At 74.3% G+C, this 26,124-nt stretch carries 24 protein-coding genes; 6 read left to right on the forward strand and 18 right to left on the reverse strand.

Annotation, left to right across the window (positions count from 1 at the left end; genetic code table 11):
* Positions 1-69 precede the first annotated feature (69 nt).
* From ACIP5O_RS30930 to ACIP5O_RS30965, 8 genes are all read right to left on the reverse strand, one after another.
* Positions 70-720, reverse strand: a complete 651-nt coding sequence (locus ACIP5O_RS30930; RefSeq protein ID WP_401299245.1) for a TetR/AcrR family transcriptional regulator — start codon at positions 718-720, stop codon at positions 70-72.
* A gap of 118 nt (positions 721-838) precedes the next feature.
* Complete coding sequence (locus ACIP5O_RS30935; RefSeq protein WP_401299248.1) at positions 839-1,624, reverse strand: ABC transporter ATP-binding protein; 786 nt, start codon at positions 1,622-1,624, stop codon at positions 839-841.
* Complete coding sequence (locus ACIP5O_RS30940) at positions 1,617-2,546, reverse strand: ABC transporter permease (RefSeq protein WP_356545814.1); 930 nt, start codon at positions 2,544-2,546, stop codon at positions 1,617-1,619. The genes ACIP5O_RS30935 and ACIP5O_RS30940 overlap by 8 nt, the downstream gene beginning before the upstream one ends.
* 49 nt (positions 2,547-2,595) lie before the next feature.
* Entirely contained in the window at positions 2,596-3,441 is an 846-nt protein-coding gene (locus ACIP5O_RS30945) for a glycosyltransferase family 2 protein (RefSeq protein ID WP_401299405.1), read from the reverse strand.
* Between the two features lie 47 nt (positions 3,442-3,488).
* Positions 3,489-4,268, reverse strand: a complete 780-nt coding sequence (locus ACIP5O_RS30950) for a CDP-alcohol phosphatidyltransferase family protein (protein WP_356545816.1) — start codon at positions 4,266-4,268, stop codon at positions 3,489-3,491.
* Entirely contained in the window at positions 4,246-5,307 is a 1,062-nt protein-coding gene (locus ACIP5O_RS30955) for an iron-containing alcohol dehydrogenase family protein (RefSeq protein ID WP_401299251.1), read from the reverse strand. Before ACIP5O_RS30955 ends, ACIP5O_RS30950 begins: the two co-directional genes overlap by 23 nt.
* Positions 5,295-6,032, reverse strand: coding sequence for a sugar phosphate nucleotidyltransferase (locus ACIP5O_RS30960; RefSeq protein WP_401299254.1), 738 nt, complete (start codon positions 6,030-6,032; stop codon positions 5,295-5,297). Before ACIP5O_RS30960 ends, ACIP5O_RS30955 begins: the two co-directional genes overlap by 13 nt.
* Positions 6,029-7,837 carry a DUF5941 domain-containing protein gene (locus tag ACIP5O_RS30965; protein WP_401299408.1) on the reverse strand — a complete coding sequence of 603 codons (1,809 nt, stop codon included), beginning with the start codon at positions 7,835-7,837 and terminating at the stop codon, positions 6,029-6,031. Before ACIP5O_RS30965 ends, ACIP5O_RS30960 begins: the two co-directional genes overlap by 4 nt.
* A gap of 414 nt (positions 7,838-8,251) precedes the next feature.
* Between ACIP5O_RS30965 and ACIP5O_RS30970 the strand changes: the two genes are divergently transcribed.
* From ACIP5O_RS30970 to idi, 3 genes are all read left to right on the forward strand, one after another.
* Positions 8,252-9,199, forward strand: a complete 948-nt coding sequence (locus tag ACIP5O_RS30970; protein ID WP_401299256.1) for a cation diffusion facilitator family transporter — start codon at positions 8,252-8,254, stop codon at positions 9,197-9,199.
* A 201-nt stretch (positions 9,200-9,400) separates the two neighbouring features.
* Positions 9,401-10,507 (forward strand): methyltransferase domain-containing protein, encoded by a 1,107-nt coding sequence (locus ACIP5O_RS30975; RefSeq protein WP_401299259.1) that lies wholly within the window; start codon positions 9,401-9,403, stop codon positions 10,505-10,507.
* A gap of 152 nt (positions 10,508-10,659) precedes the next feature.
* Positions 10,660-11,280, forward strand: a complete 621-nt coding sequence (gene idi, locus ACIP5O_RS30980; RefSeq protein ID WP_401299262.1) for an isopentenyl-diphosphate Delta-isomerase — start codon at positions 10,660-10,662, stop codon at positions 11,278-11,280.
* Here idi and ACIP5O_RS30985 read toward each other — a convergent pair.
* The gene (locus tag ACIP5O_RS30985) at positions 11,246-11,803 is read right to left on the reverse strand and encodes an ATP-binding protein (protein WP_401299265.1); all 558 of its coding nucleotides are present in this window, start codon (positions 11,801-11,803) and stop codon (positions 11,246-11,248) included. The two genes, idi and ACIP5O_RS30985, sit on opposite strands and share 35 nt — an antisense overlap.
* A gap of 94 nt (positions 11,804-11,897) precedes the next feature.
* Positions 11,898-12,611: an HdeD family acid-resistance protein gene (locus ACIP5O_RS30990; RefSeq protein ID WP_401299267.1), complete on the reverse strand. Its 714-nt coding sequence runs from the start codon at positions 12,609-12,611 to the stop codon at positions 11,898-11,900.
* Positions 12,612-12,680: 69 nt separating this feature from the next.
* Between ACIP5O_RS30990 and ACIP5O_RS30995 the strand changes: the two genes are divergently transcribed.
* Entirely contained in the window at positions 12,681-13,424 is a 744-nt protein-coding gene (locus tag ACIP5O_RS30995; RefSeq protein WP_401299270.1) for an enoyl-CoA hydratase/isomerase family protein, read from the forward strand.
* Between the two features lie 12 nt (positions 13,425-13,436).
* Here ACIP5O_RS30995 and ACIP5O_RS31000 read toward each other — a convergent pair whose 3' ends face one another.
* Both ACIP5O_RS31000 and ACIP5O_RS31005 read right to left on the reverse strand, forming a co-directional pair.
* Complete coding sequence (locus ACIP5O_RS31000; protein ID WP_401299273.1) at positions 13,437-14,075, reverse strand: DJ-1/PfpI family protein; 639 nt, start codon at positions 14,073-14,075, stop codon at positions 13,437-13,439.
* Positions 14,076-14,236: 161 nt separating this feature from the next.
* Entirely contained in the window at positions 14,237-15,208 is a 972-nt protein-coding gene (locus ACIP5O_RS31005; RefSeq protein ID WP_401299275.1) for a GlxA family transcriptional regulator, read from the reverse strand.
* Between the two features lie 630 nt (positions 15,209-15,838).
* Between ACIP5O_RS31005 and ACIP5O_RS31010 the strand changes: the two genes are divergently transcribed.
* Both ACIP5O_RS31010 and ACIP5O_RS31015 read left to right on the forward strand, forming a co-directional pair.
* Complete coding sequence (locus ACIP5O_RS31010) at positions 15,839-16,705, forward strand: hypothetical protein (protein WP_401299277.1); 867 nt, start codon at positions 15,839-15,841, stop codon at positions 16,703-16,705.
* Between the two features lie 95 nt (positions 16,706-16,800).
* Positions 16,801-19,233, forward strand: coding sequence for a Tex family protein (locus tag ACIP5O_RS31015; RefSeq protein WP_401299280.1), 2,433 nt, complete (start codon positions 16,801-16,803; stop codon positions 19,231-19,233).
* Positions 19,234-19,280: 47 nt separating this feature from the next.
* Here ACIP5O_RS31015 and ACIP5O_RS31020 read toward each other — a convergent pair whose 3' ends face one another.
* From ACIP5O_RS31020 to ACIP5O_RS31045, 6 genes are all read right to left on the reverse strand, one after another.
* A complete protein-coding gene (locus ACIP5O_RS31020) occupies positions 19,281-19,685 on the reverse strand; it encodes a hypothetical protein (RefSeq protein WP_401299283.1) in 405 nt (134 codons plus the stop codon).
* 127 nt (positions 19,686-19,812) lie between these two features.
* A complete protein-coding gene (locus ACIP5O_RS31025) occupies positions 19,813-21,450 on the reverse strand; it encodes an ABC-F family ATP-binding cassette domain-containing protein (RefSeq protein ID WP_401299286.1) in 1,638 nt (545 codons plus the stop codon).
* 150 nt (positions 21,451-21,600) lie between these two features.
* Entirely contained in the window at positions 21,601-22,077 is a 477-nt protein-coding gene (locus ACIP5O_RS31030; protein ID WP_401299289.1) for a hypothetical protein, read from the reverse strand.
* A gap of 179 nt (positions 22,078-22,256) precedes the next feature.
* On the reverse strand, positions 22,257-22,556 hold the full coding sequence (locus ACIP5O_RS31035) for a hypothetical protein (RefSeq protein WP_401299292.1): 300 nt from the start codon (positions 22,554-22,556) through the stop codon (positions 22,257-22,259).
* A 118-nt stretch (positions 22,557-22,674) separates the two neighbouring features.
* Positions 22,675-23,988 (reverse strand): M14 family metallocarboxypeptidase, encoded by a 1,314-nt coding sequence (locus ACIP5O_RS31040; RefSeq protein ID WP_401299294.1) that lies wholly within the window; start codon positions 23,986-23,988, stop codon positions 22,675-22,677.
* Positions 23,985-26,012, reverse strand: a complete 2,028-nt coding sequence (locus tag ACIP5O_RS31045) for a Xaa-Pro dipeptidyl-peptidase (protein ID WP_401299297.1) — start codon at positions 26,010-26,012, stop codon at positions 23,985-23,987. Before ACIP5O_RS31045 ends, ACIP5O_RS31040 begins: the two co-directional genes overlap by 4 nt.
* Between the last annotated feature and the right edge of the window lie 112 nt (positions 26,013-26,124).

Genomic DNA, 26,124 nt, shown 5'->3' on the forward strand with positions numbered 1-26,124 from the left:
GCCGGGAACCTCACCCGTACGGGCCGTCAATCCGCCCGTACCGCAAGGGAGTTCGGGTCGCCCGGAGGTTCAGGGGGCGCGTGTCCCGGTGACGACCATGGCGAGGGTGGACTCGACGACGGCGTTCCTGCGTTGCGCGGGAAGGCGCCGGAGGGGCCCTTCGAGCAGCAGGAGTGACAGTCCGTGGACGGCCGACCACGCCGCGGCACCGGCGGCGGGGCGGACGGTCCGCTGCGGGGCGTCGCTCCGGGCGAGGGCGTCGAGGGCCTCGCCGAGCAGGGCGAAGGCCCGCACCTCGGGCTCGTGCGGCTGCCGCTCCGGCGCCGCCGCTCCGCCCGTCCCGGCCGGACGGGGCAGGCAGAACGCGGCCCGGTAGAGCCCCGGCTGCTCCACGGCGAAGCCGACGTACCCCCGGCAGAGGGCGGCGAGCCGGCGCTCGGCCGCGAGGACGGGGTCGTCGGCGCCGGGTTCGCGGGCGGCGGCGCGCTCCATGGAGTCGGCGAGCATCCGCTGGGCGTGGGCCCTGACCGCACGGAGGAGCTCGCCCCGGCCGTCGAAGTGCCGGTAGGCGGCGGTGGGCGAGACGCCGACCCGGCGGGCCGCCTCGCGCAGCACGACCCGTTCGGGGCCGCCCTCGGTGGCGAGGCCGACGGCCGCGCAGATCAGCGCGTTCCGCAGATCGCCGTGGTGGTAGGTCTTTCCCCCCGAGATCGCTGCCATGGGCTCATCCTGCCCGATGTTGACCGCATGAACATTCCGGGCGGGCGTCCGGTGCGGGGAAACGGCGCCGCCCCCGGCGCGGGGGACGCGGCGGGGGCGGCGGGTCGGACGGGGGTGCTCAGCGGGCGGTCTCCCGCTCGTACGCCCTGAGGACCTCGTCCGTGGGGCCGTCCATGAGGAGCTGGCCCTTCTCCAACCAGAGCACCCGGTCGCAGGTGTCCCGGATGGACTTGTTGCTGTGGCTCACCAGGAAGACCGTGCCGGCCTCCTTGCGCAGCTCGCGGATGCGCGCCTCGGAGCGGATCTGGAACTTGCGGTCGCCGGTGGCGAGGGCCTCGTCGATGAGGAGGACGTCGTGGTTCTTGGCGGCCGCGATGGCGAAGCGGAGCCGGGCGCCCATGCCGGAGGAGTACGTCCGCATGGGCAGGCTGATGAAGTCGCCCTTCTCGTTGATGCCGGAGAAGTCGACGATGCCCTCGTAGCGGGAGCGGATCTCCTCGCGGCTCATGCCCATGGCGAGGCCGCCGAGGATCACGTTGCGCTCGCCGGTGAGGTCGTTCATCAGGGCCGCGTTGACGCCGAGGAGCGAGGGCTGGCCGTCGGTGTAGACCTTGCCGCTCTCGGTGGGGAGCAGGCCGGCGATGGCGCGCAGCAGCGTGGACTTGCCGGAGCCGTTGGAGCCGATGAGGCCGATGGCCTCGCCCCGGTAGGCGGTGAAGGTGACGCCGCGGACCGCGTGGACCTTGCGGACGCCCCGGGTGACCTCGGCCTTGCCGCGGCCGAGGATCCGGCTGAGCGCCGCCGTGGCGCTGCCCTTGCCCCCGGCGCCGGCGTTGACCCGGTAGACGATGTGGACGTCGTCGCAGATGACGGTGGGGATGCTGGACTGGTTCGGGTCAGCCACGGCCGTACCTCTCCTCGGCCTTCCAGAAGTAGACGAAGCCGCCGATGCCGAAGGCCAGGGCCCAGCCGAGGGCGGTCAGCCAGACGTGCGACGGCAGGTTCTCCGCACCGTAGCCCTCGATGAGCGCGAAGCGGATCAGGTCCATGTAGACCGCCGCCGGGTTGTACATGAGGATGTCGGCGATCCAGGCCGGCTTGTCGGCCAGCATCGCGGGGATCGAGAACATCACGCCGGACGCGTACATCCAGGTCCGCATGACGAACGGCATCAGCTGGGCCAGGTCGGGCGTCTTGGAGCCCATCCTGGCCATGATCATGGCCAGGCCGATGTTGAACACGAACTGCAGGAACAGCGCCGGGACCACGAGCAGCCAGCGGGGCGAGGGGTAGCTGCCGAAGGCGATGGCCACCGCCACGAGGACGATCATCGAGAACAGCAGCTGCTGGAGCTGCTGGAGCGAGAAGGAGATGGGCAGCGAGGCGCGCGGGAAGTGCAGGGCCCGGACGAGGCCCAGGTTGCCCGAGATCGCCCGGACGCCGGCCATGACCGAGCTCTGGGTGAAGGTGAACACGAAGATGCCGGTGACCAGGAAGGGGATGTAGACGTCCTTGGTCATGCCGCGGCCCGCGCCCAGGATGAGGCCGAAGATCAGGTAGTAGACCAGGGCGTTCAGGAGCGGGGTCGCCACCTGCCACACCTGGCCCAGCTTCGCCTGGCTGTACTGGGCGGTCAGCTTGGCCGAGGAGAACGCCGCGATGAAGTGGCGACGGCTCCACAGGTCGCGGACGTACTCGAACAGCCCCGGCCGGGCCCCGCTGACCGCGAGGCCGTACTTCGCGGCGAGCGCGGCGGGGGCCAGGCCCTCGTCGACGGACGGGGGCGCGCTCGTCGCGACCGCCCCGCCCTGCTGTGTGTCACTCACAAGTCGAAACTTTCGTGTTCATATGCGCGGCACGTCGGGTACCACGATGTCAGACCACCGGGGGGCGACCCAGCCGGGTCAGCCGCCACACCGTACGCCACCTCATGGGACGACGCGGTCCGCAGGGGGTCGTCCAGCCTTCGCGGAAGCCGCCGAGCCACGCCTTGAGGGCGGCGGACGAGGGCCGCCGGGCCAGGGTGAGCAGCAGCCAGACGCCGAGGTAGACCGGCACCAGGGGTGCGGGCAGATTGCGACGGGCCAGCCACACGCGGTTGCGAGCCACGTTGAAGTGGTAGGAGGCGTGCCGGGAAGGTGCTGTCGTGGGGTGCAGCAGCACCATGTCCGAACGGTAGTCGATCATCCAGTCGGCGTCGAGCGCGCGCCAGGCGAGGTCGGTCTCCTCGTGCGCGTAGAAGAACTCGTCCGGCAGGCCGCCCACTTCGGCGAAGACCTTGGTGCGCACGGCGTTGGCGCCGCCGAGGAAGGTGGTCACCCGCGAGGAGCGCATCGGGTCGGCGGCGCGCAGCCTCGGCACGTGCCGGCGCTGGGTGGCGCCGGTCTCCGGATCGGCGATGCGGAAGCTGATGATGCCGAGGTGCGGGTCGGCGGTGAAGGCCTGGCGGACCAGCTCGGCGGTGTCGGCGTGTGCGAGCAGGCCGTCGTCGTCGAGGAAGAGGAGGACGTCGACGTCGGTGCCACCGGGGCCGAAGGCCTCGATGCCGACGTTCCGGCCGGCGGGGATGCCGACGTTCTCGGGCAGGTCGACGGTGCGGACCCAGTCGGGCACCCCGGTGACCGGGGTGCCCTGGCCGACGACGACGACCTCGACCGGGTCGCCCTCCTGGGCGGCGACCGAGTCGATCAGCGCCCGCAGGTCGTCGGGGCGGTCGCCCATCGTGATGACGACGGCCCCCACCCTGAGCGGCGTGCTCACGGCCGTCCTCACTTCAGCCTGCTGGAGACCAGGATCGACACCAGGTGCAGCAGGGTCTGGAGCAGGGCGATGCCGGCGAGGACGGCGACGCCGAGCCGCGAGAAGAAGAGGTCGCCCCTGACCTGGTCCGCGATCGCGAGGACCAGGATGAGCAGGGAGGCCTCGATCCCGAGGATCAGCCGGTGGAACTTGAGCGCGGCGGCGGCCCGGCGGGCCAGCGCCATGCCGGAGGAGCGCGGCTCGGAGGCCGCCTCCTTGACCGGCGGGAGGCCGCCCTGGTGGCGGGCGACGCCGACGAGGTCGGTCTCGGCCTTGATCAGGATGGCCCCGAGGGCGGCGAGGGTGCCGAGGAAGGCCCACAGCCAGTCGATCCGGCCGGTGCCCCACAGGTCGGCGGCGCGCAGGCCGAAGCCGACGAGGACCGCCGCGTCGCACAGGTAGGCGCCGACCCGGTCCAGGTAGACGCCGCCGAGCGAGAACTGCTTCTTCCAGCGGGCCAGCTCGCCGTCGACGCAGTCGAGCAGCAGGTAAAGCTGGACCATGAGCACGCCGAGGACGGCGCCCGGGATGCCCGGCACCAGCAGCGCCGGGGCGGCGAGCACGCCGAAGACGGTCATCAGGTAGGTCAGCTGGTTGGGCGTGACCCGGGTGTTCGCCAGCTGCCGGGTGATCCGCAGGGAGATCTCCCGCATGTACAGCCGGCCGCCCCAGTGCTCGCCGCTCCGCCGGTCCTTCACGCCCGGGGGGTGGACGACCGGACGGAGCTCAGCTACCGATGGCTTTTGCATAGTCTGCGTACGCGTCCCTGATGTCGTCGTCGGTCGGTTCGAGGTGTTCGAGGATGGTGAAGCGGCCGGGCCGGGTCTGCGGGGCGAAGGACACCGCGCGGACGAACTCGTCCACGGTGAAGCCCATCTCCTCCGGCAGGACGGGCAGTCCGTGCCGGCGCAGGGTCTCGACCATCAGCCCGGACTCGGCGCGGGCGCCGCGCAGGTGCATGGCGAAGGCCGCTCCGAGGCCGCACTGCTCGCCGTGGCTGGCGGCGCGGGTCGGGTAGAGCAGGTCGAAGGCGTGGCTGATCTCGTGGCAGGCGCCCGAGGAGGGGCGGCTGTCGCCGCTGATCGACATGGCGATGCCGGACATCACCAGGCCCTCGGAGAGGGTGACGAGGAAGTCGTCGTCGCCGACGCCGCCGGGGTGGCGGAGCACGGCCTCTCCGGCGCTGCGGGCCATGGCGGCGGCGAGGCCGTCGACCTTCTCGCCGGTCTCGCGGTGGGAGAGCTCCCAGTCCGCGAGGGCGGAGAGGTTGGAGATCGCGTCGCCGATGCCGGAGCGGACGTAGCGCACCGGGGCGTCCCTGATCACGTCCAGGTCGATGACGAGGGCGATCGGGGTGGGGACGCCGTAGGAGCCGCGCCCGTTGTCGTTGTCCAGGGTGGAGATCGGGGAGCAGATCCCGTCGTGCGACAGGTTGGTGGCGATGGCCACCAGCGGCAGCCCGACCCGGGCCGCCGCGTACTTGGTCACGTCGATGATCTTGCCGCCGCCGAGGGCGACCACGGCGTCGTACCGCTGACCCCGTATGGCGTCCGCCAGCCTGACGGCCTCGTCGATGGTGCCGCCGGAGACCGGGTACCAGTCGGCGCCCGGGAGCTGCGGGGCGAAGTGGTCGCGGAGCCTGAGGCCCGATCCCCCGCTGATGGCGACGGCGATCCTGCCGTTGCTAGAGATCCGCTGGTCCGCGAGGAGCGTGGACAGGTCCTCCAGCGCTCCCCTGCGGATGTCGACGACGACCGGCGACGGGATCAGCCGGGTCAGTACTGGCACGCGATCTCACGGCCCTTCGCGAGGTCGTCGTGGTTGTCGATCTCCACCCACTTCACGTCACCGATAGGGGCGACGTCGACGGTGAAACCGCGGTTGACGAGCTCCTGGTAGCCGTCCTCGTAGTAGAGGTCCGGGTCGCGCTCGAAGGTGGCCCGGAGGGCGTCGGCGAGCTCCTCGGCGGCCTCGGGCTCGATCAGGGTGACGCCGATGTACTCGCCGGTGGCGGTCGCCGGGTCCATGAGCTTGGTGATGCGCCGGACGCCCTCGCCCTCGGCGGTGACGACCTTCATCTCCTCGTCGGCGAGGTCCTTCACCGTGTCGAGGGCGAGGATGATCCTCCGGCCGTCGCCGCGGGCGGCGAGCAGGGTCCTCTCGACGGAGACCGGGTGGACGGTGTCGCCGTTGGCGAGGATCACGCCGCGCTTGAGGACCTCGCGGGCGCACCACAGGGAGTAGGCGTTGTTCCACTCCTCGGCCTTGTCGTTGTCGACGAGGGTGAGCTTCAGCCCGTACCTGGCCTCCAGCTCCTCCTTGCGGTCGTAGACGGCCTCCTTGCGGTAGCCGACGACGATCGCGGCCTCGGTGAGGCCGATCTCGGCGAAGTTCTTGAGGGTGAGGTCGAGGACGGTGGTGTCGCCGTCCACAGGCACGAGGGCCTTCGGAAGGGTGTCGGTGTAGGGGCGCAGACGCCGTCCGGCACCGGCTGCCAGTACGAGGCCGATCATGCGGCTTCTCCTTCGTCGTGAACGGCGGGTGCTCCGGCGGAGACCCAGAAGCGGACGGACTCCACGAGCACCATGAGGGCGACGGCGGCCGCGAGGGCGGTCAGTGCCAGGGTGAAGTCGTCGCCGCGGCCCGCGAGGAGGGCGGCGAGAGCGGTCACCAGGAGCGTGCGCCCCTCGTGTCCGCCGGTGACGCGCACCAGCCAGGCGGGCGGCGCGCCGGTGCCGCCGCGGATGCGGTACACGGTGTCGTAGTGATGGTAGGCGACCGCCGCGACCAGCCCGAACGCCGCCGGGAGGGCTCCCGGGGAGTCGGAGCGGGCGGCCAGGACGAGGACGGTGGTGTACTCGGCGGCGCGGAAGAGCGGGGGGACGAGCCAGTCGAGGGCGCCCTTGAGGGGGCGGGCGACGGCGACGCCGGCGAGCACCGCGTACGCGGCGGCCGCGGCGACGACGGTGACGTCGCCCGGTTCCGCGCCGAGCGCGACGCCGACGACGAGCGCGGCGCCCAGGAACGCGACGACCGGGGCGGGGCCCGGGAACGACAGGCGGCGGGCCGCCCCGGCAACGACCTCGGCGAGCGGGCCGGAGTCGGTGAGGTCGAAGAGCGCCCGGGCGGCCCGGTCGGTCCTCTTCGCCTTGCGGGTCAGGGAGCGCAGGACGCGGCCGGCGGTGGTGTAGCAGGCGCCGAAGGCGCAGCCGGCGATCAGGGCCCAGAAGACGATCCGGGGGCTGGTCACGGCGGTGAGGACGGCGATCATCGCCCAGCGCTCGCCGATCGGCAGGATGATCATGCGGCGGGCCCAGACGGTCCAGCCGACGCCGTCCAGTCTGCTGGAGAGGGCCAGGCTGGTCTTGGCCGCGGCGCCGGTGCTCTCGGCGTTCGCCTCGTTGAAGGAGAAGTCCACGACGTGGCGGCAGGTCATCAGGACCATGGCGCCGAGGGCGAGGGCCCAGACGTCGTCGCCGTTGCGGGCGGCGCCGAGGGCGAGGCCCGCGTAGAAGGCGTACTCCTTGGCGCGGTCGAAGGTGGCGTCGAGCCAGGCGCCCATCGTCGAGTACTTCAGCGCGTAGCGGGCGAGCTGCCCGTCGGTGCAGTCCAGGACGAAGGAGACGAGGAGGAGGACGCCGGCGGCGACGTAGCCGCCGCGCTCGCCGGTCGCCGCGCAGCCGGCCGCTATCAGGGCGGTGAGCAGCGAGGCGGTGGTGACCTGGTTGGGGGTCAGTCCGCGGCGCGCGCACCAGCGGGCGATGTGACGCGAGTACGGGCTGATGAAGAAGGTGGTGAAGAAGCCGTCGTGCGCCTTCACGGCCGAGCGGAGGCGTACGGCCTCGTCGTCGACGGCCTCGACGGCGGCGCGCGCCGCGTGGCGGGCCTCGGCGTCGGTGGGCACGGTGGCGACGAGGGTGCCGAGCTGGGGGCGGTGCACGGCGACGCCGTCGGCGTCGAGGGCGTCGGCGAGGGTGGCGGGGAGGTCGTCGGCGGGAGCGCCGGGGGCCCCGGACGTCACGGAGACCTCGCTCAGGGCCCGGGCCAGGGCGGGGCGGGCCTCGCCCCGCGCGGTGAGCGCGCCGGGGACTCCGGCGGCCGGGAACCGGGGGTCGGTGAGGGCGAGGCGCAGCGCGTGCAGGTGGCCGACGAACCGGGGGTCGACGAGCGCGACGCGCTCGCCCGCCGGGACGGTGGTCAGCAGGGCGGCGGCCTCCTCGGCGCCGGAGGCGATCCGGACGTCGAAGCCGAGCGACCGCAGATCACCGTCGAGCGAGGATCCGGGTGCCGGCGGGCCGGTGAGGATGGCGGTCGACAGACGAACTCACTCCTTGGAGCTGACGGAGGGGCCGGCGGGGCCCATGGCGGCCCCGGGCGCGGCGGTGCGGCCCGGCACCGGGCGGCGACACGTCGGCTGAGGCTATCCGATGAACAGAAGGACGAGTTCACCGAGGCTTCGCGGGCAGGACTCCCCCGGGCCCGCTCGCGTCCGCCTCGGTGCGCCCCGTCCGTCGGGGATCATGATGGGCGATCGTCCGCCCGGCCCACAAACCCCGGTCGGACGGCTGCGCGGAGGGTGCCTCCGAGCCCCTCTCGGCACGCCTTGTCCGGAATGCATCACCGCAGGTCAGAGCATATGACAACGGTGTTCAGTACCGTGTTGCGCATACCCCCCACCCGTAGTTGACTTGCGCACCGGGGCATACGGACGACACGACCGGGAGGCCACGTCATGGGGGCTGGACACGATCACGGGCACGGCCACGGACACGGAGGCCCGCCGCCCACGGGCACCGCGGGGGCCGCGTACCGGAGCCGGTTGCGGATCGCGCTCGGCATCACGCTCTCCGTGATGGTGGTCGAGATCATCGGCGGCGTGGTCGCGGACTCGCTCGCGCTGATCGCGGACGCGGCCCACATGGCGACCGACGCGGTCGGCCTCGCGATGGCGCTCCTGGCGATCCACTTCGCCAACCGGCCGCCCTCGGGCAACCGCACCTTCGGGTACGCGCGGGCCGAGATCCTGGCGGCACTCGCGAACTGCCTGCTGCTGCTCGGCGTGGGCGGCTACGTGCTGTTCGAGGCGGTCCAGCGGTTCCTCGAACCGGCCGAAACCAGGGGCGGCCTCGCCATCGCGTTCGCGACGGTCGGCCTGGTGGCGAACGTGGTCTCGCTGTCGCTGCTGACGCGGGGCCGGCGGGAGAGCCTCAACGTGCGCGGGGCGTACCTGGAGGTGCTCGCGGACGCCCTCGGCTCGGTCACCGTGATCGTCGCGTCCGGGATCGTCCTGGCCACGGGCTGGACGTACGCGGACCCGATCGCCTCACTGGTGATCGGCCTGATGATCGTCCCGCGCACGGTCAAGCTGCTGCGCGAGACCCTGGACGTGCTCCTGGAGGCGGCCCCCAAGGGCGTCGACATGGCGGAGGTGCGGGCCCACATACTGGCCCTGCCGGGGATCGAGGACGTGCACGACCTGCACGCCTGGACGATCACCTCGGGCATGCCGGTCCTCTCCGCGCACGTGGTCGTCGACCAGGGGGCCCTCGACTCGGTGGGACACGAGAAGATGCTGCACGCGCTCCAGGACTGCCTGGGCTCGCACTTCGACGTCGAGCACTGCACCTTCCAGCTGGAGCCGGTCGGCCACGCGGAGCACGAGGCGAAGCTGTGCCTGTAGCGCACCGGGCCGCCTGTTAGTCTTTTCGTACGAACGTGTGGTGAGAGGAGCTGAGGTCGATGACCGTCGCGATGGAGGCTGCCCCGTGCGGCAGCGCCCGGTCGTCCCTCAGCCTCCGGGTCTCCGGCTGACCTGATCCCGGTCCTCGCACCGGTACGTCACGTCGTCGGCCGGGGCCCTCTCACCCAAGGGTTTCCCACGTTGTCCGACAACGCTCTTCGCGATGCCTTCTTCGCCCTGCACCACGGCCTGCGGCGCCAGGGTCCGGGCTCCGACACCACCACCCGCCGGCTCCTCTCCCTGGCGGGGCCGCTCCCCGCGCGCCCGCGCGTGCTCGACCTGGGCTGCGGTCCGGGCCGCTCCGCGCTGCTCCTGGCCGCCGAGGCGGGCGCCGAGGTGACCGCCGTCGACACCCACGAGCCGTTCCTCGCCGAGCTGCGGGAGTCCGCCGCCGCGCGCGGACTCGACGGCCCGGACCCCGACGGCGGCTCCGTCCGCGCCCTCCGCGCCGACATGGGCGCCCTGCCGTTCCCCGACGGCTCCTTCGACCTGGTCTGGGCCGAGAGCTCGGTCTTCGTGCTCGGCTTCGACCGGGCGCTCGCCGAGTGGCGCCGTCTCCTCGCGCCCGGCGGCACGCTCGTGCTCACCGAGTGCGTGTGGACCACCGGGGAGCCGGGCCCGGCGGCCCGCGCCTTCTGGGAGGAGCACTACCCGCTCCGCACCGTCGCCGGGAACGCGGCGGCAGCGGTCGCGGCCGGCTACCACGTCCTGGGCGCCTTCCTCCAGCCGGAGGGCGACTGGGACGAGTACTACGGCCCGCTGGCCGCGCGCGCCGAGGCGGCGGACACCTCCGTGCCCGGCATGGCCGAGGCGGTCGCCGGGGCCCGCGCCGAGATCGCGCTGCGGCGCGAGTACGGCTCCGACTACGGCTACGCCGGTTTCGTCCTGCGCCCCGCCGACCCGCGCCGGCGCACCCGGCCGGAGGCGTCCGGCGAGGAGGCGGAGGTCCGGCGGGTCGAGGCGGCGGCCTTCGGATCGGAGGCGGTGGCGCCGGAACACCGGCGGACGGGGGCCGGGCAGGCCGTCGTCCGGGCGGTCCTCGACGCGGCCCGGCCGCGGAGCGAGACCCTCGTCCTCGCCCTGGGACACCCGGAGTACTACCCCCGGTTCGGGTTCGAACGGGCATCCGCGTATGGAATCAGGCCAGGTTTCGAGGTCCCGGACGAGGCCATGAGGGCGCTCGTCCCGGACGACTCCGCGCCCGTTCCCACGGGTGCGCTCGCCTGTCCCGCCGCTTTCGGGGTGTAGTGCCGCCCCGGACCCCTCCCGCTCCCGCCGCCCCGTTTGTACTCCGGTGCGGCGGGAGCGGCCGCGTCCGGACGTCGAAGTACGGACAAGCCGCTTTTGTACGGCAGACTGAGGGGGCCCCACCGGGCCGAGGACCGAAGCGAAGGATGGGTATGCCGACCACACCAGCCACCGCGGCTCAGATCTCGCCGGAGATCGTGTCGAACGGCGTCCAGCCGTCCGGAGACCCGGCCCCGATCATGCTCGAACTGGTCGACGAGGACGGAAGGACCATCGGCACGGCGGAGAAGCTCACCGCCCACCAGGCGCCGGGGCAGCTCCACCGGGCCTTCTCCGTCTTCCTCTTCGACGAGTCGGGCCGGCTGCTCCTCCAGCGGCGGGCGCTCGGCAAGTACCACTCCCCCGGCGTCTGGTCGAACACCTGCTGCGGCCACCCCTACCCGGGCGAGGCCCCGTTCGCGGCGGCGGCCCGGCGCACCTTCGAGGAGCTGGGCGTCTCGCCCTCGCTGCTCGCGGAGGCCGGCACGGTCCGCTACAACCACCCGGACCCGGCCTCGGGCCTGGTGGAGCAGGAGTTCAACCACCTCTTCGTCGGCCTGGTGCAGGCCGCGCCGCGCCCGGACCCGGAGGAGATCGAGGACACCGTCTTCGTGACCCCCGCCGAGCTGGCCGAGCGGCACGCCGCCGCGCCGTTCTCCGCCTGGTTCATGACGGTGCTCGACGCGGCGCGTCCGGCCGTCAGGGAGCTGACGGGTCCGTCCGGGGGCTGGTGACCACCGGCTCCTGCGGTGCCGCTCCCGGCTCCGGTGCCATCGGGGCCAGGGGCAGCGCCGCCCAGATGATCTTGCCGCCGCTCGCGGTGTGCTCGACGTCGCAGGTGCCGCCGGCCTCCTGGGCGATCTCGCGGACCAGGAGCAGGCCCCGGCCGCCGGTCTGCCCCCAGTCGGCCTCCAGGGCCTTGGGACGGTAGGGGTGGTTGTCCTCGACGGACACCCGGATCCACTCGGGGCCGATCGCCACCTCGACCGCTATCTCCGGGGACAGCAGCGCCGCGTGCCGCACGGCGTTGGTGACCAGCTCGGAGACGATCAGCAGCAGGCCGTCCATGATCTCGTCGTGGAGGGGGACGCCCTGGCGGACCAGCAGGTCGCGCACGGCGTGCCGGGCCTGCGGGACGGAGACGTCGACCGCGGCAGCGGTGAAGCGCCAGACTCCTTCGTAGGACGGGTGTCGGGCAGGGCCGCCTTCGCGGGGCTCCACCGTCCGGTTCCCACCCTCGTGCTCGATTCTCGCCACGGATCGAGTCTTGGCAATCTGCGGGGGCGGACTCACCTACTGACCAGAAGTCGACACGTATCGGCCGCCTTCTGATCGGGTGAGTATGCCGATGTCAGTTGTTCGACTGATCGCGCACGCTTTCCGAGGACTCCGGAGAGGGCCTCGGAGAGGGCTCCGGCGAGGGGTCCAGCGGGTTCTTCGAGGAGGGGGCCGGAACCGGTTCCGGCGGGGTCACCATGCTGACGATCCGTCGGCCCCCCACCCCGATCGCGATCAGGCCGAGGCCGTCGAAGAGCAGCGCGAGCGAGAAGAAGACCCCGAGGACGTACCGGCTGCTGTGCGGCCAGTCGAAGAGGACGAGCAGACCGAGCAGCAGGCCGAAGGCCCCCTGGAAGAGGGTCCAGCCGAACTGCGGGCCGCGCACCACCACGCTGCCGACGAGCCGGAACAGCCCGCCGGTCAGGAAGAGCAGGGCCGCGAACATCGTCAGCGCCTCCGCCGAGCCCTCGGGGTGCCGGATCACCACGACGCCGGCCGCGATGTTCAGGGCGGCCACCACCGCGGCGAGCCAGAAGTAGCCGGTGCCCCGCGACTGGACGGCCTGGAGCAGTCCGACGGCGCCGCCGATCAGCAGCAGCCAGCCGAAGAGCAGCATCGAGGTCAGGGTGGCGGCGCCCGTGTAGACGAGGCCGACGGTCCCGCCGAGCACGAGCAGGGCGCCGAGCACGGCGAGCCGGCCGAAGCTGCGGTCGAGCTTCCTCCCCCGGCGCCGCACGTCCCCGACCGGGTCGGGGGCGTCCTTCGCCTCGCGGCGGTCCTCGGTCATCCGGTGCCTCCTCGGCAGGGCGGCCCCTTCCTGATCGTACGTTCGGGCGTGCCGGATAGCATCCGGCCCATGGAGCCGCAGCTGAAGGACAGCGTCACGGACGGGATCGCCACCGTCGTCATCGCCAACCCGGCCAAGCGCAACGCGATGAGCGCCGGCATGTGGCGCGCCCTGCCGGGCGTCCTGGAGCGGCTCGCCGCCGACCCGGCGGTCCGGGTCCTGGTCCTGACCGGCGAGGGCGACACCTTCTGCGCCGGGGCGGACATCTCGGCGCTGCGGGAGCCCGGGGACGAGCAGCAGCGCCTGGCGGTACGGGCGGAGGAGGCGCTCGCCGCCTTCCCCAAGCCGACCCTGGCGGCCGTCCGGGGCTTCTGCGTCGGGGGCGGCAGCCAGCTCGCCGCCGCCTGCGACCTGCGGTTCGCCGAGGAGGGCGCCCGCTTCGGGGTCACCCCCGCGAAGCTCGGCATCGTCTACCCGTCCTCGTCGACCCGCCGCCTCGCCGCCCTCGTGGGCCCGTCGGCCGCCAAGTACCTGCTGTTCTCCGGCGAACTGGTCGACGCGGAACGGGCGCTGCGGACGGGGCTCGTGGACGAGCTCCACCCGGTGGGCGAACTGGACAAGCGGGTGGCGGAGTTCTGCCGGGTGCTCGCCTCCCGTTCCCTGCTCACCCAGGCGGCGGCCAAGGAGTTCGCCGACGGGCGCGCGGACCGGGACGACCACTGGGCGGAGCAGGCGCTCGGCAGCGGCGACACCGCGGAGGGCGTCGCCGCCTTCCTGGAGCGCCGCCCGCCCCGCTTCACGTACGGGCTCTGAGGCCCGTACGGGCTACGCGGCCCCCGGCCGGCCGGTCTCCGCGCGCCACTTCGCGACGAGTTCGGCCGGGGCCTTCTCCGGCGACCCGGCGTCGTAGGGCGGCTGGGGGTCGTACTCGGTGAGGAGCTGAACCGTCTGCGCGGTCTCGTCCCCGGCGATCCGGCCGAGGAGGTGGAGGGCCATGTCGATGCCGGAGGAGACTCCGGCGGAGGTGACGTACTTGCCGTCGAAGACGACCCGCTCCCCGGTGGGCTCGACGCCGAGGGCCCGCAGCTCGTCGAGGGCGAGCCAGTGGGTGGTCGCCCGGCGCCCCTCCAGGAGTCCCGCCGCGGCGAGGACCAGCGAGCCGGTGCAGACGGAGGTGGTCCAGGTGCTGGTGGCGTCGGCGGAGCGGAGCCAGTCGAGGATCTCCGGATCCCCCATGGCCGCCCGGGCGTCGGGGCCGCCGGGCACGAGGACGACGTCCGGGCGCGGGACCTCGGCGAGGCTCCGGTCGGCGACGAGGGCGAGGCTGTCCTGGTCGTTGCGGACCGGGCCCCTCTCCTTGGCCACGAAGACGGTCTCGGCGCCGGGGAGCCGGGCGAGCAGCTCGTACGGCCCGACGGCGTCGAGGGCGGTGAAGCGGTCGTAGAGCAGGACGGCGATCTGCACGGGGGTTCCTCTCGGTGGGCGGAGACATCGGTGGCGGGCCCGGTCGGTCACGGGTGCACGGGTGAGGGGAAGGCCCGCGGAGGGATCCCTTCCGGACGGCGCTCGACCGGCCACGAGGTCGACCGGCGGCGGCGGAGGCCGACGACGGCATGGGCGGACGGTCAGGACAGGACCACGTGGAAGCGGCGGCGGTACTCCGCCGGGGCGGTGTCCAGGGCCTTGAGGAAGGCGCGGCGCATCGCCTCCGGCGTCCCGTAGCCCGAGGCGCGGGCGACCTCCTCGACGCCGTACGAGGTGTCCTCCAGGAGGCGGCGGGCGTGTTCGAGCCGGACCCGGTCGACGTAGCGGCCGGGCGGCGTGCCGGTCTCCGCGTGGAAGGCGCGGGCGAAGTGGCGGGGCGAGAGCCGGACGCGGGCGGCGAGCGCCTCCACGGAGAGGTCCGCGTCCGGGTGCTCGGTGATCCAGTGCTGGAGGTCGCGCAGCGGCTCCCGGCGGGCGGTCTGGGCGGACAGCTGGACGCTGAACTGGGCCTGGTTGCCGGGGCGGCGCAGGAAGACGACCAGGTGCCGTGCGACGGTGAGGGCGACGTCCCGGCCGAGGTCCTCCTCGACCAGGGCGAGCGCCAGGTCGATCCCGGCGGTGACCCCGGCCGAGGTGGAGAGGCGCCCGTCCCGTACGAAGATCGGGTCGGGGTCCACGTCGACCGCGGGGTGGCACCGGGCGAGGTGCTCGCAGGCGTTCCAGTGGGTGGTCGCCCGGTGGCCGTCGAGGAGCCCTGCCTCCGCGAGGAGCAGCGCCCCGGTGCAGACGGAGACCAGGCGCTCGGCGCGCGGGGCGTGCTCCCGCAGCCAGTCGATCAGCGCCGGGTCGGGCGTCCGGGTGCCCTCCCCGCCGGGGACGACCAGGGTGTGCGGGGCGCCGTCGGCGACGGCGTCGGCGAGCGTGGCGTCGGGGAGCAGGCGCAGCCCGCTGTGCGTGCGGACCGGGCCGCCGTCCGGGGAGGCGGTGCGGATCGGGTAGGCGGACGGGTCCCCGGCGGCCCGGCCGGCACCGGCGAACACCTCGACGGGTCCGGTGACGTCGAGGCTCTGGACGTCGTCGAAGAGGACGACGAGGACGGGTCGCTGGGGCATGCCCCCATCCTCGGCCGGGGCGGGACGCGTCCACAACGACGAGGACCCCACCTTTCCTGCCATCGCCTCTGGCCGACAGGGGGGGGTGGCGCACCTGCTCCGGCAGCGGAGGGAACGTGGCGCTCCCGCCGGCGGAAGGGGGCGCCCGCCCCCGCCGGCCGAGGGGACGCGTCGACTTCCGCCGACCGAGGGAACGCACCCTCTCCCGCCGATGGCGGGGCGCGCCTGCTTCCCGCGGCGGCAGGGTGCGCCCGCCCCCGCCGGCCGAGGAGGGCGGCCGCCCTCGCCGGCCGAGGGAACACACCCGCTCCCATCGACGGCGGGAACGCGCCTGCTCCCCGCAGCGGTAGGCTGTGCCCGCCCCGACGACCGAGGGGAAGTGTCGACTCCCGCCGGCCGAGGGAACGCCCCCCTCTCGCCGACGGAGGATGCGCCTGCTCCCCGCGGCGGTGGGGTGTGCTCGCCCCCCGCCGCCGGAAGAGGACGCCTGCCCCCACCGGCCGAGGGGACGCGTCTGCCCCGCCGTCGGAGGCGGCACGTCGGCTCCCGCCGCCCGAGGGGACGTGCCCGCTCCCGCCGGAGGCCCCGCGCCTGTTCCCGTCGTACCGACCAGTCGGTAACGTTCGGGGCATGACGAACGCCCTTCCGCCGCGTGCCGGACGACGCTGCCACAACGCCCTGAACCCGCTGCACTCCTCGCTGTACTTCTCGCCGGACCTGGACCGCGAGTTCTCCGCCCTCGGTTTCGAGGACCAGAGCGCGACGCGGCTCGCCGCCCGGAGCGCCCCGCTCGGCGCGGTGGGTGCGGGTACGGTCGCCGCGACCTTCTACAACTACAACCACGAGCTGCTCGCCCGGCACCTGCCCGCCGTGTGGGAGACCGCCTCCCCCGCCGAGGTCCTGGCCGCGCGGCTGCGCGCCGTCGACACCACCCTGCGCCGGCTGCTCGGCGAGGACGCCGTCGCCTCCCCGGAGATGGCCGAGGCGGCGGAGCTCGCGCTGCGGGCCGCCGAGGCCTGCACCCGGCACGCCCGGCCCCTGTACTCGGCCAACGCCGACCTGCCGGTCCCCGAGGAGCCCCACCTCGCCTACTGGCACGCCACCACCCTGCTGCGCGAGCACCGGGGCGACGGGCACCTCGCGGCCCTGCTCTCCGCCGGGCTCGACCCCGTCGAGGCCCTCGCCTCCCACACCGCCACCGGCAGGGGCATGGCCCCGCGCTGGGTCCTCGGCTCCCGGGGCTGGCGGCGCGTCGACTGGGAGGGGGCGGTGCAGCGGCTGCGCGACCGGGGCCTGATCGACGCCGAGGGCGAGCTGACCGAGGCCGGGGCGGCCCTGCGCGCCGAGCTCGAGGAGCACACCGACCGGCTGGACTCCGCCCCGTACGAGCACCTCGGCGCGCCCGGCGTCGAGCGCCTCACCGAGCTGGGCCGCGGCTTCCTCTTCGCGGCGGCGGCCGCGGGCGCCTTCCCGGAGGACCTCGTCGGCAAGGGCTGAGGGACGCGCGGGACGGGTCGGTTGCCGCATCCGGGTGACCGACCCGGCACAATGCAGTCGCAAGCTTGAGGCACGAGAAGGCGAGTCGGGACACCGTGACGACGTCCATCGAAGCAAGGATCGCCGAGGAGCTCGGCGTACGCGAGCGACAGGTGAGGGCAGCCGTCGAGCTCCTCGACGGCGGTTCGACCGTGCCGTTCATCGCGCGCTACCGCAAGGAAGCGACCGAGATGCTCGACGACGCGCAGCTGCGCACCCTGGAGGAGCGGCTGCGCTACCTGCGCGAACTGGAGGACCGCCGGTCGGCCGTCCTCGACTCGGTCCGTGAGCAGGGGAAGCTGACGGAGGACCTGGAGGCCCGGATCCTGGCCGCCGACACCAAGGCGCGCCTGGAGGACATCTACCTGCCCTTCAAGCCGAAGCGCCGGACCAAGGCGCAGATCGCCCGCGAGGCCGGTCTGGAGCCGCTGGCGGAGGGGCTGCTGTCCGACCCGTCCGTGGAGCCGTCGGCCGCCGCGGCGGCCTTCGTGGACGCGGACAGGGGCGTCGCGGACGCGGCGGCGGCCCTGGAGGGCGCGCGGGCGATCCTCGCGGAGAAGTTCTCCGAGGACGCCGACCTCATCGGCGAGCTGCGCGAGCGCATGTGGGGCCGGGGCCGGCTGGTGGCGAAGGTGCGGGACGGCAAGGAGGAAGCGGGGGCGAAGTTCGCCGACTACTTCGACTTCGCCGAGCCGTTCACGGCGCTGCCCTCGCACCGGGTGCTCGCCATGCTGCGCGGCGAGAAGGAGGACGTGCTCGCCCTGGACCTGGAGCCGGAGGAGCCCGTCGAGGGCCCCTCCTCGTACGAGGGGATCGTGGCGCACCGCTTCGGCGTGGCCGACCGGGGGCGCCCCGGGGACAAGTGGCTCCAGGACACGGTCCGCTGGGCCTGGCGGACCCGGATCCTGGTCCACCTCGGGATCGACCTGCGGCTGCGGCTGCGGACGGCCGCCGAGGACGAGGCCGTACGGGTCTTCGCGGCGAACCTGCGGGACCTGCTGCTCGCCGCGCCGGCCGGCACCCGGGCGACCCTGGGCCTCGATCCCGGCTTCCGCACGGGCGTGAAGGTCGCCGTCGTCGACGCGACCGGCAAGGTCGTCGCCACCGACACGATCCACCCCCACGTCCCGGCGAACAAGTGGGACAAGGCCCTGGCGACCCTCGCGCGGCTCGCGAAGGAGCACGCGGTCGAGCTGGTCGCGATCGGCAACGGCACCGCCTCCCGCGAGACCGACCGGCTGGCGACCGAACTCATCGACAAGCACCCCGAGTTGAACCTGACCAAGGTGATGGTCTCGGAGGCCGGCGCCTCGGTCTACTCGGCCTCCGCGTTCGCCTCGCAGGAACTCCCGGGCCTGGACGTGTCGTTGCGCGGCGCCGTCTCCATCGCCCGGCGGCTCCAGGACCCGCTGGCGGAGCTGGTGAAGATCGACCCGAAGTCGATCGGCGTCGGCCAGTACCAGCACGACCTGGCCGAGGTGAAGCTCTCGCGCTCGCTCGACGCGGTGGTCGAGGACTGTGTGAACGGCGTCGGCGTGGACGTGAACACCGCCTCCGCGCCGCTCCTCTCGCGCGTCTCGGGCATCAGCTCCGGTCTCGCGGAGAACATCGTCGCGCACCGGGACGCCAACGGACCCTTCCGCTCCCGCCGGGCGCTCAAGGACGTGGCGCGGCTCGGCCCGAAGGCGTACGAGCAGTGCGCGGGCTTCCTGCGCATCCGGGGCGGCGACGACCCGCTGGACGCCTCCTCCGTGCACCCGGAGGCGTACCCGGTGGTGCGCAGGATGGCGAAGACGACCGGCGGCGAGGTCGCGTCGCTGATCGGCGACACGGGCACGCTGCGCTCGCTGCGCGCGGACGACTTCGTCGACGAGACCTTCGGCCTGCCGACGGTGACGGACATCCTGCGCGAGCTGGAGAAGCCGGGCCGCGACCCGCGTCCGGCGTTCCGGACGGCCACCTTCAAGGAGGGCGTCGAGAAGATCGGCGACCTGGCGTCCGGGATGGTCCTGGAGGGCGTCGTCACCAACGTGGCGGCGTTCGGGGCGTTCGTGGACGTCGGCGTGCACCAGGACGGTCTGGTGCACGTGTCCGCGATGTCGAAGACCTTCGTGAAGGACCCGCGCGACGTGGTGAAGCCCGGCGACGTGGTCAAGGTGAAGGTCCTGGACGTGGACGTCCCCCGCAAGCGGATCTCGCTGACGCTGCGGCTCGACGACGAGCCGGGCGCGGACGCGGCGGGCGGCGCGGGCGGGCGCGGCCGGGGCGAGCGCGGTGACCGGGGCGAGCGCTCCGGCCGGCCGCCGCAGCAGCGGCAGGGCGGCGGCGGCGGTGGTGGCGGTGGCCGCCGGGCCGAGCGCGGCGACCAGGGCGGCCGGGGCGGCGGCGGCCGGGACCGCGGCGCGGCCCCCGCTCCCGCGAACAGCGCGATGGCCGACGCCCTGCGCAAGGCGGGCCTGCTGGGCGAGGGCGGCGGCAAGCGGCGATAGGGCCGGTGCACGGGAAGGGGCCGTGGTCCCTTCCCGTACCGGCGTCGCTACGGCAGGAAGCGCAGGGCCCAGTCGGCGCGGTGGGCGACGGCGAGGTCGTCGTCCTCCGTCAGGGGCCGCAGGAGGCCCTCGGCCCGCTTCGGGTCCGCCTGGACGAGGTCGACGATCTCGGCGGCCAGGCCGTCCTGGTCGTCGCCGAGGTCGACGGCGGAGGCCCGCACCAGGACCGGGAGGCTGCCGGTGCCGCCGACGCCCGCGACGACGCCGCCGAGCAGCTCGCGGGCGTACCCGTTGCGCTCCTCGACCGCCCGGCCGAGCTCGGCCTCCAGGCGCGGCAGCAGTTCCGGGCCGCCCGTCGCCGTGATCTCGTCGGCGAGGTCGATGGTCGCGTCGACGTCCGCGTCGAGGTCGTCCAGCATCGCGAGGAGCCGGGTGATGCCGTCGTCGGTCATGTGGTGCCTCCTGAAGAGTGCCGTCCGCGGGGACGGGGCCGGCCGCGCCCCGCGGAGAGCCGTCGTGCGTACAGTTCACGGCCCGGGTCGCGCCCGTGCAAGACGGGCGGCCCGGGCCGGGGGTGTCTCAGAGTTCGGTGACCCTGCCGTCCGCGACCTGGACGCGGCGGGTGGTGCGGACGGCGTCGAGCATGCGCCGGTCGTGGGTGACGAGCAGCAGCGTGCCGGTGTACGAGTCGAGGGCGGACTCCAGCTGTTCGATCGCCGGGAGGTCCAGGTGGTTGGTCGGCTCGTCGAGGACCAGCAGGTTCACGCCCCGGCCCTGGAGCAGCGCGAGCGCGGCCCGGGTCCGCTCGCCCGGCGAGAGGGTGGTGGCGGGCCGCAGCACGTGGACGGCCTTCAGGCCGAACTTGGCGAGCAGGGTCCTGACCTCGGCGGGCTCGGTGTCGGGCACGGCCGCGCAGAACGCCTCCAGGAGGGTCTCCGTGCCGTGGAAGAGCTTGCGGGCCTGGTCGACCTCGCCGACGACGACGCCCGGGCCGAGCGACGCGTCGCCCGAGTCCAGCGGGAGGCGGCCGAGGAGGGCGGCGAGCAGGGTCGACTTCCCGGCGCCGTTGGCACCGGTGACGGCGACCCGGTCGGCCCAGTCGATCTGGAGGGTGACGGGGCCGAAGGAGAAGTCGCCGCGGCGCACCTCGGCCTCGCGCAGGGTCGCCACGACCGAGCCGGAGCGCGGGGCGGCGGCGATCTCCATGCGCAGCTCCCACTCCTTGCGGGGCTCCTCGACGACGTCGAGGCGCTCGATCATGCGCTGGGTCTGCCGGGCCTTCGCGGCCTGCTTCTCGCTGGCCTCGCTGCGGGCGTTGCGGCCGAGCTTGTCGCCGTCGGTGGCCTTGCGGCGGGCGTTCCGGACGCCCTTGTCCATCCAGGACCGCTGCATGTGGCCGCGCGCTTCGAGGGCCGCCTTCCTCCCGGCGTACTCCTGGAACTCCTCGCGCGCGTGGCGCCGGGCGGTCTCCCGCTCCTCCAGGTAGGCCTCGTAGCCGCCGCCGTACAGGGTGATCTGCTGCTGGGCGAGGTCGAGTTCGAGGACCTTGGTGACGGTGCGGGCGAGGAACTCGCGGTCGTGGCTGACGACGACCGTCCCGGCGCGCAGTCCCTTCACGAAGGCCTCCAGGCGCTCCAGGCCTTCGAGGTCCAGGTCGTTGGTGGGCTCGTCGAGCAGGAAGACGTCGTAGCGGGAGAGGAGGAGGGAGGCGAGGCCGGCGCGGGCGGCCTGGCCGCCGGAGAGGGAGGTCATCGGCTGGTCGAGGCCGACGGTGAGCCCGAGGGAGCCCGCGACCTCCTCGGCGCGCTCGTCGAGGTCGGCGCCGCCGAGGTCCAGCCAGCGCTCCAGGCTGACGGCGTACGCGTCGTCGGCGCCGGGGGTGCCGTCGACGAGGCCCTGGGTGGCCTCGTCCATCGCGCTCTGGGCTGCGGCGACGCCGGTGCGGCGGGCGAGGAACGCGCGCACGGTCTCGCCCGCGCGCCGCTCGGGCTCCTGCGGGAGGTGGCCGACGGAGGCGGTGGGCGGGGAGAGCTTCAGCTCGCCCTCCTCCGGTGCGTCGAGCCCGGCGAGCAGCCGCAGCAGGGTCGACTTGCCGGCGCCGTTGACGCCGACGAGGCCGATGACGTCGCCGGGGGCGACGACGAGGTCGAGCTGGGCGAAGAGGGTGCGCTCGCCGTGGCCGGCGGCGAGGTCCTTGGCGACGAGGGTTGCAGTCATCAGGGGACGAATCCTAGGCGACGGGAGGACCCGCCGGGGGGCCCGGGGCCCGGGGTCCGGCGGGGGGCCCGGGGCCCGGGGTCCGGCGGGGGGCCCGGGGCCCGGGGTCCGGCGGGGGGCCCGGGGCGCGGGGTCCGGCGGGGGCCGGGGTCAGCCGCGGGAGGCGCCCGCCGGGACGGGGGCGGTCCCCCGCCGGGTTCCGTCGAGGAGCCGGAGGAGCACGGCCCGGTGGGTGGGGCCGTGGAAGCGGTAGGGGCCGGTGCCGGGGTAGCCGTCGCGCGCGGGGTCCACGGCGGGGCCGGTCCACCAGGCGAAGTCGCGCCAGACGACGTCGTCGCCGTCGCGCTCCACGACGGCGGTGACGGCTCCGCAGCCGGGGTCGTCGCAGTCGGGGCAGGAGTGGATCACGTACCGGCCGCCCGGGAGGCCGTGGTCGCCGGCGTCGAGGAGGCGGCGGACGTGCTCGGCCCGGAGGACGGGCGGGAGGTCCGACGCCAGGGGGGAGACCGTGTCCGCGCCGTCGGCCCCGTCGAGCCGGTGGAGCAGCGGCCTGCCCCCGACCAGGAGGTCGGTGGGGGCGTGGTCGGTCGCGGGGGTGAGGTCGAGGCTGGTGTACGCGGACGGCATGCTTCGAGTATTTCCCCGCGGAGCGGCCCGTTCCATGGCTGATCCGTCCTGGAAATGTCCCGGTCCGGGTACGGACACCGGTCCTGGTACGGACACCGGTCCTGGTCCGTGAACCGCCGGATCGAACGGCCGCGGGGCGGCCGTCGTCCTTCCGGACGGCGGCCGCCCCGCGCGGGGTGTTACTTGCCGAACGGCGGGCGGCTGCCGTTGTCCGCGTCGGCGCACTGCTTGGCGCGCTTCTCCAGGGCCGCGGCGTGGGCGAGGGCCTTCTTGGCCTCCGCCGTGGCGCCGAGGCGCTTGAGCTTGGCGGCGCGGTCACGCTCCTTGCGGGCGTCGGCCTTCAGCTTGCTGACGTTGCAGGTCATGGCGGCCGCCGCGGGCCCGGCGGTCACCGTCTGGCCGGCCAGCACGCCGCCGGCCAGCAGCATGGTGGCGAGCAGGGCCGGCAGGACGCGGCGCGCGGTCTGGGTGGGACGCATGGCGTTTCTCCAACTCCCGGGTCGGGACGACCCGTTCGAGGCATGGTCAGTACCGGCAGGTAACTTTACCTCGGCGAACATCGGGATCTCGCCATGGGGCCCGGGGCCCACGAGGTCGTCAACACTCCTCCACAGGGCTCCCGCTGACGAGGTGGTAGGCGGCCCGTCCGTCGAGCAGCAGGGGGACGAGCGCGCGCTGCGACTGCCGCAGCGGTACGAACGCCCCCGCCCCCTCCCGCCGTACGGCGACGCCGTGCAGGGCGAGTTCGTCGCCGGCCTCGGCGTACTGCGCGGCGTCCAGGCGGTAGCCGCAGGGCGGGTCGGTCAGGATCTCCTCCGGTTCCGGCGGGTCGTTGTCGGCGCCGCCGAGGTGGACCGGGCCCCGGTCGGCGAGGCCGGCGAGCCGGGCGCGGGCGGTGGCCGCCGCCAGCGGGCCGCGCCGCTCGTCGAGGTAGGTGAACATCCCCTCCAGGGCGGCGTGTTGACTGGCGACTCGGCGCCGGTGGTTGCGGGCCGGGTCGTCCTTCTCGGCCGGGTCGAGGGCGTCCACCCGGGTCTCCACGAGCAGGCCGGCCGCGTGCTTGATGCCGGCCGTGTTCCGCAGGATCCGCTCCTGGCCGTCGCCCGCGACCTGCCGGACCGGTTCGCCGGTGAGCGGGTCGGTCCAGATGCCGTAGATCCCGGTGCTGTACCCGGCGAGTCCGGCGGCCGGGCGGACGTACGTCTCGGAGAGCGTCCGGGACTCGTCGTGGACGTGCGGGTCGGCGTCGAGGCTGCGGGGCCAGAGCGCGAGCAGGTCCTTCTCGTAGTACCGGGGAGTGGCGCCGTACTCGTGCAGGTCGTACACGAGGTGGGGGCGCCGGTCGCGGACGACGGCGGCGATCGCCCGCGCCTCGGCGGTCCGCAGGGCGATGTGGTCGCGGTTGACGTCGACGCCGTCGGCGTTGCCCCGGGTGTCGGCCTCCCGGCCGTCGGGGTTCGCGGTCGGGACGACCAGGACGGTGGTGCGGTCGAGGAAGCGGCGGGTCTCCGGGTCCCGGGCGAACGCGAGGTCGCGGATCGTGCTCAGACAGGCCTCCCGGCCGGCGGGCTCGTCGCCGTGCTGGCTGCACACGAGGAGCACGGTCGTGGCGGCCCGGGCCGCGCCGAGGGCGGCGAGGCGGAGCGGGCGGCCCTGGGCGGTGGTGCCGATCTCGCGCAGCGACACCCGGTCGCCCGCCCGGTCGACGGCCGCGAGGAAGTCCCGCTCCTCGGCCTCGGTGGTCCACCGGGCGCCCCGGCTCGTCTCGAAGCCGGTGCGCGGCGGCGGTTGCGCGGGGGCGCTGCCGGCGGTCTCGGCGGGGACGGCGACGAGCGGCAGGGCGAGGGCGGCGGCGCCCGCCACGAGGGCGAGCGCGCGCCGTGAACCCCGCCGCGCGGTACGGGTCGTCATCGGGCGGCCCCCGCTCCGGGCAGGCGCGGCCCGGCGACGGCGGCCGCCGGGGCGGATCCGCCCGGCGGCAGGAGGAGGGACGGCGGCGCGGTGAGGGCCGGGGCCGGTCCCCTCGTGGCCCGGACGAAGGCGCCCGCGCCGCCGACCAGGGGCAGCCGCGCCCGGGTGCGGGCGAGGTCCAGGGTGAGGGTGGGGGTGGTCGACGGGGGGTCGAGGAGGTCCCGGTCGGTGCCGCCGACGATCAGGGCGAGCCGGTGGCCGGCCGGGACGACGTGGTCGGTGGCGGCGAGGTCGAGGGTGAGGGTGTACGCCCTGCCGGGGGTCAGCGGGCGTCCCTTCCGGGGGTCGGCCCAGGTGCCGAGGTCGGCCCAGCCCCGGCTGACGACCGTGTGCCCGACGTCGGCGGTGCGGGCCGCGGTCTCCTGGTAGCAGGCGCTGTCGCCGGGGGTGCTCGCGCCCCAGCAGGTGCGCCCGTCGAGGGTGGTGATGCCCTCCCCCGCCGCCGCGTAGTCGCGGATGGTGGCGGGGCCGAGGTCGACGAGGACGGCGGAGAGGTGGGCGGTGGCGGTGGTCGGGGTGGCGGTGACCGTCACCCGGGAGGAGCCGGCGATCCGCAGGTCGCGGGAGAGCGGCCGGGTGACGAACCCGGCCTTCTCGGGGGTCGCGGTGTCGATCCGGGCCGCCCAGTCCAGTTCGCCGAGGGCCGGGTCGTCGGTGAGGGTCGCGGTGGAACCGGGGGCGGCGGGGGCGCGACCGAGGACGCCGGGGCCGTCGGCGGTGCCGGGCGCGGGGCGCAGGGTGGTGGTCGCGGTGCCGCTCGGCGGCCAGTGCCGGTCGGTGGTCCAGTGGTCCGGGGCGCGTTCGACGTCGGCGACGGGCTCGCGGTCGATGCCGTTGTCGTAGCCGAGGAGGTAGTGGTCGAACCAGCGGTGCAGGGTGCGGACCCAGTCGGCGCGCCGGAAGTCGAAGGGGTCGACGTGACCGGTCTGCGAGAGCCAGACCTTCCGTTCGACGCCGTGGGCGGCGAGCGCGTCCCACCACCGGCCGAACTGCCCGGCCCGCACGTTGAGGTCCTGGAGTCCGTGCACGGCGAAGACGCTGGCCTTCACCTTCCCGGCGTCCTTGACGTGGTCGCGCTCGCTCCAGGCGGCGGTCCAGTCGCCGCTGTAGGGGGTGGCGGCGGTGATGCGGTCCTGGACGGCGCCGCAGCGGGCCCGTGCCTCCGGGCTGCCGACGTAGTCGGAGAGCCAGCTCGGGTTGGCGTCGTAGAGGGGGGCGCCCTGGGAGTGGAAGTAGTCGTACCAGGAGGAGATGGCGCCGATGGGGACGATCGTTTTCAGCCCTTCGACGCCGGTGGCCGCCACGCCGTTGGCGATGGTGCCGTCCCAGCTCTTGCCGATCATGCCGACGTCGCCGGTGCTCCAGCCGGTGGCGCGGGCCGGGGCCGTGCCGGTGCGGGTGGTGTAGCCGCGGGCGCGGCCGTTCAGCCAGTCGACGACGGCCTTGGCGGACCGCACGTCGGAGCGTCCGCCGACGTCGTCGCAGCCGTCGGAGCGGTTGGTCCCGGCGAGGTCGACGGCGACGAAGGCGTAGCCGCGCGGGACGAAGAAGTTGTCGTAGTACAGCGGGAATTGAACGGGCTTCCCGTCCGCGTCGTACGTCTTCCTCTGGCTCTCGTTGCCGCGTCCGCAGCAGGCGTAGTACGGGCTGGCGTCCATGACGACCGGGATCCTGCGGCCGGCCGCGGCGGGCTCCCGGGGGCGGACGATGTCGACGGCGACCCGGTCGGCGCGTCCGTCGGCGTCGCCGTCGAGTCCGGTGTCGACCCAGACGGACTCGCGGACGGCGTCGGCGTACGAGTGGACGGGGCGCGACTCGCGCACGGACCCGGCCGCGGGTGCGGCGGGGCCGGTCCGGGCGCCGGCCGGGGTGACGAGGGTCGCGAGCAGCGCGGCCGTGGCCGCCGCCACGAGGGTTCCGTACGGCGCTCGGGCTCCGCGGGTGATCCGCTTTCGCATCGGCATGGGCGGGAACGTACCCCGGTCAACTCCCGTGCAAAAGAGCGCCGGAGGGAATCAGGGTCCATTCGGGGGGATCCCGTGGGTGGAGGGGTTCGTGTCGGCCGAATGGCGATCG

It is taken from the genome of Streptomyces sp. NPDC088915 (genome assembly GCF_044749825.1).
Taxonomy (GTDB): Bacteria; Actinomycetota; Actinomycetes; order Streptomycetales; family Streptomycetaceae; genus Streptomyces.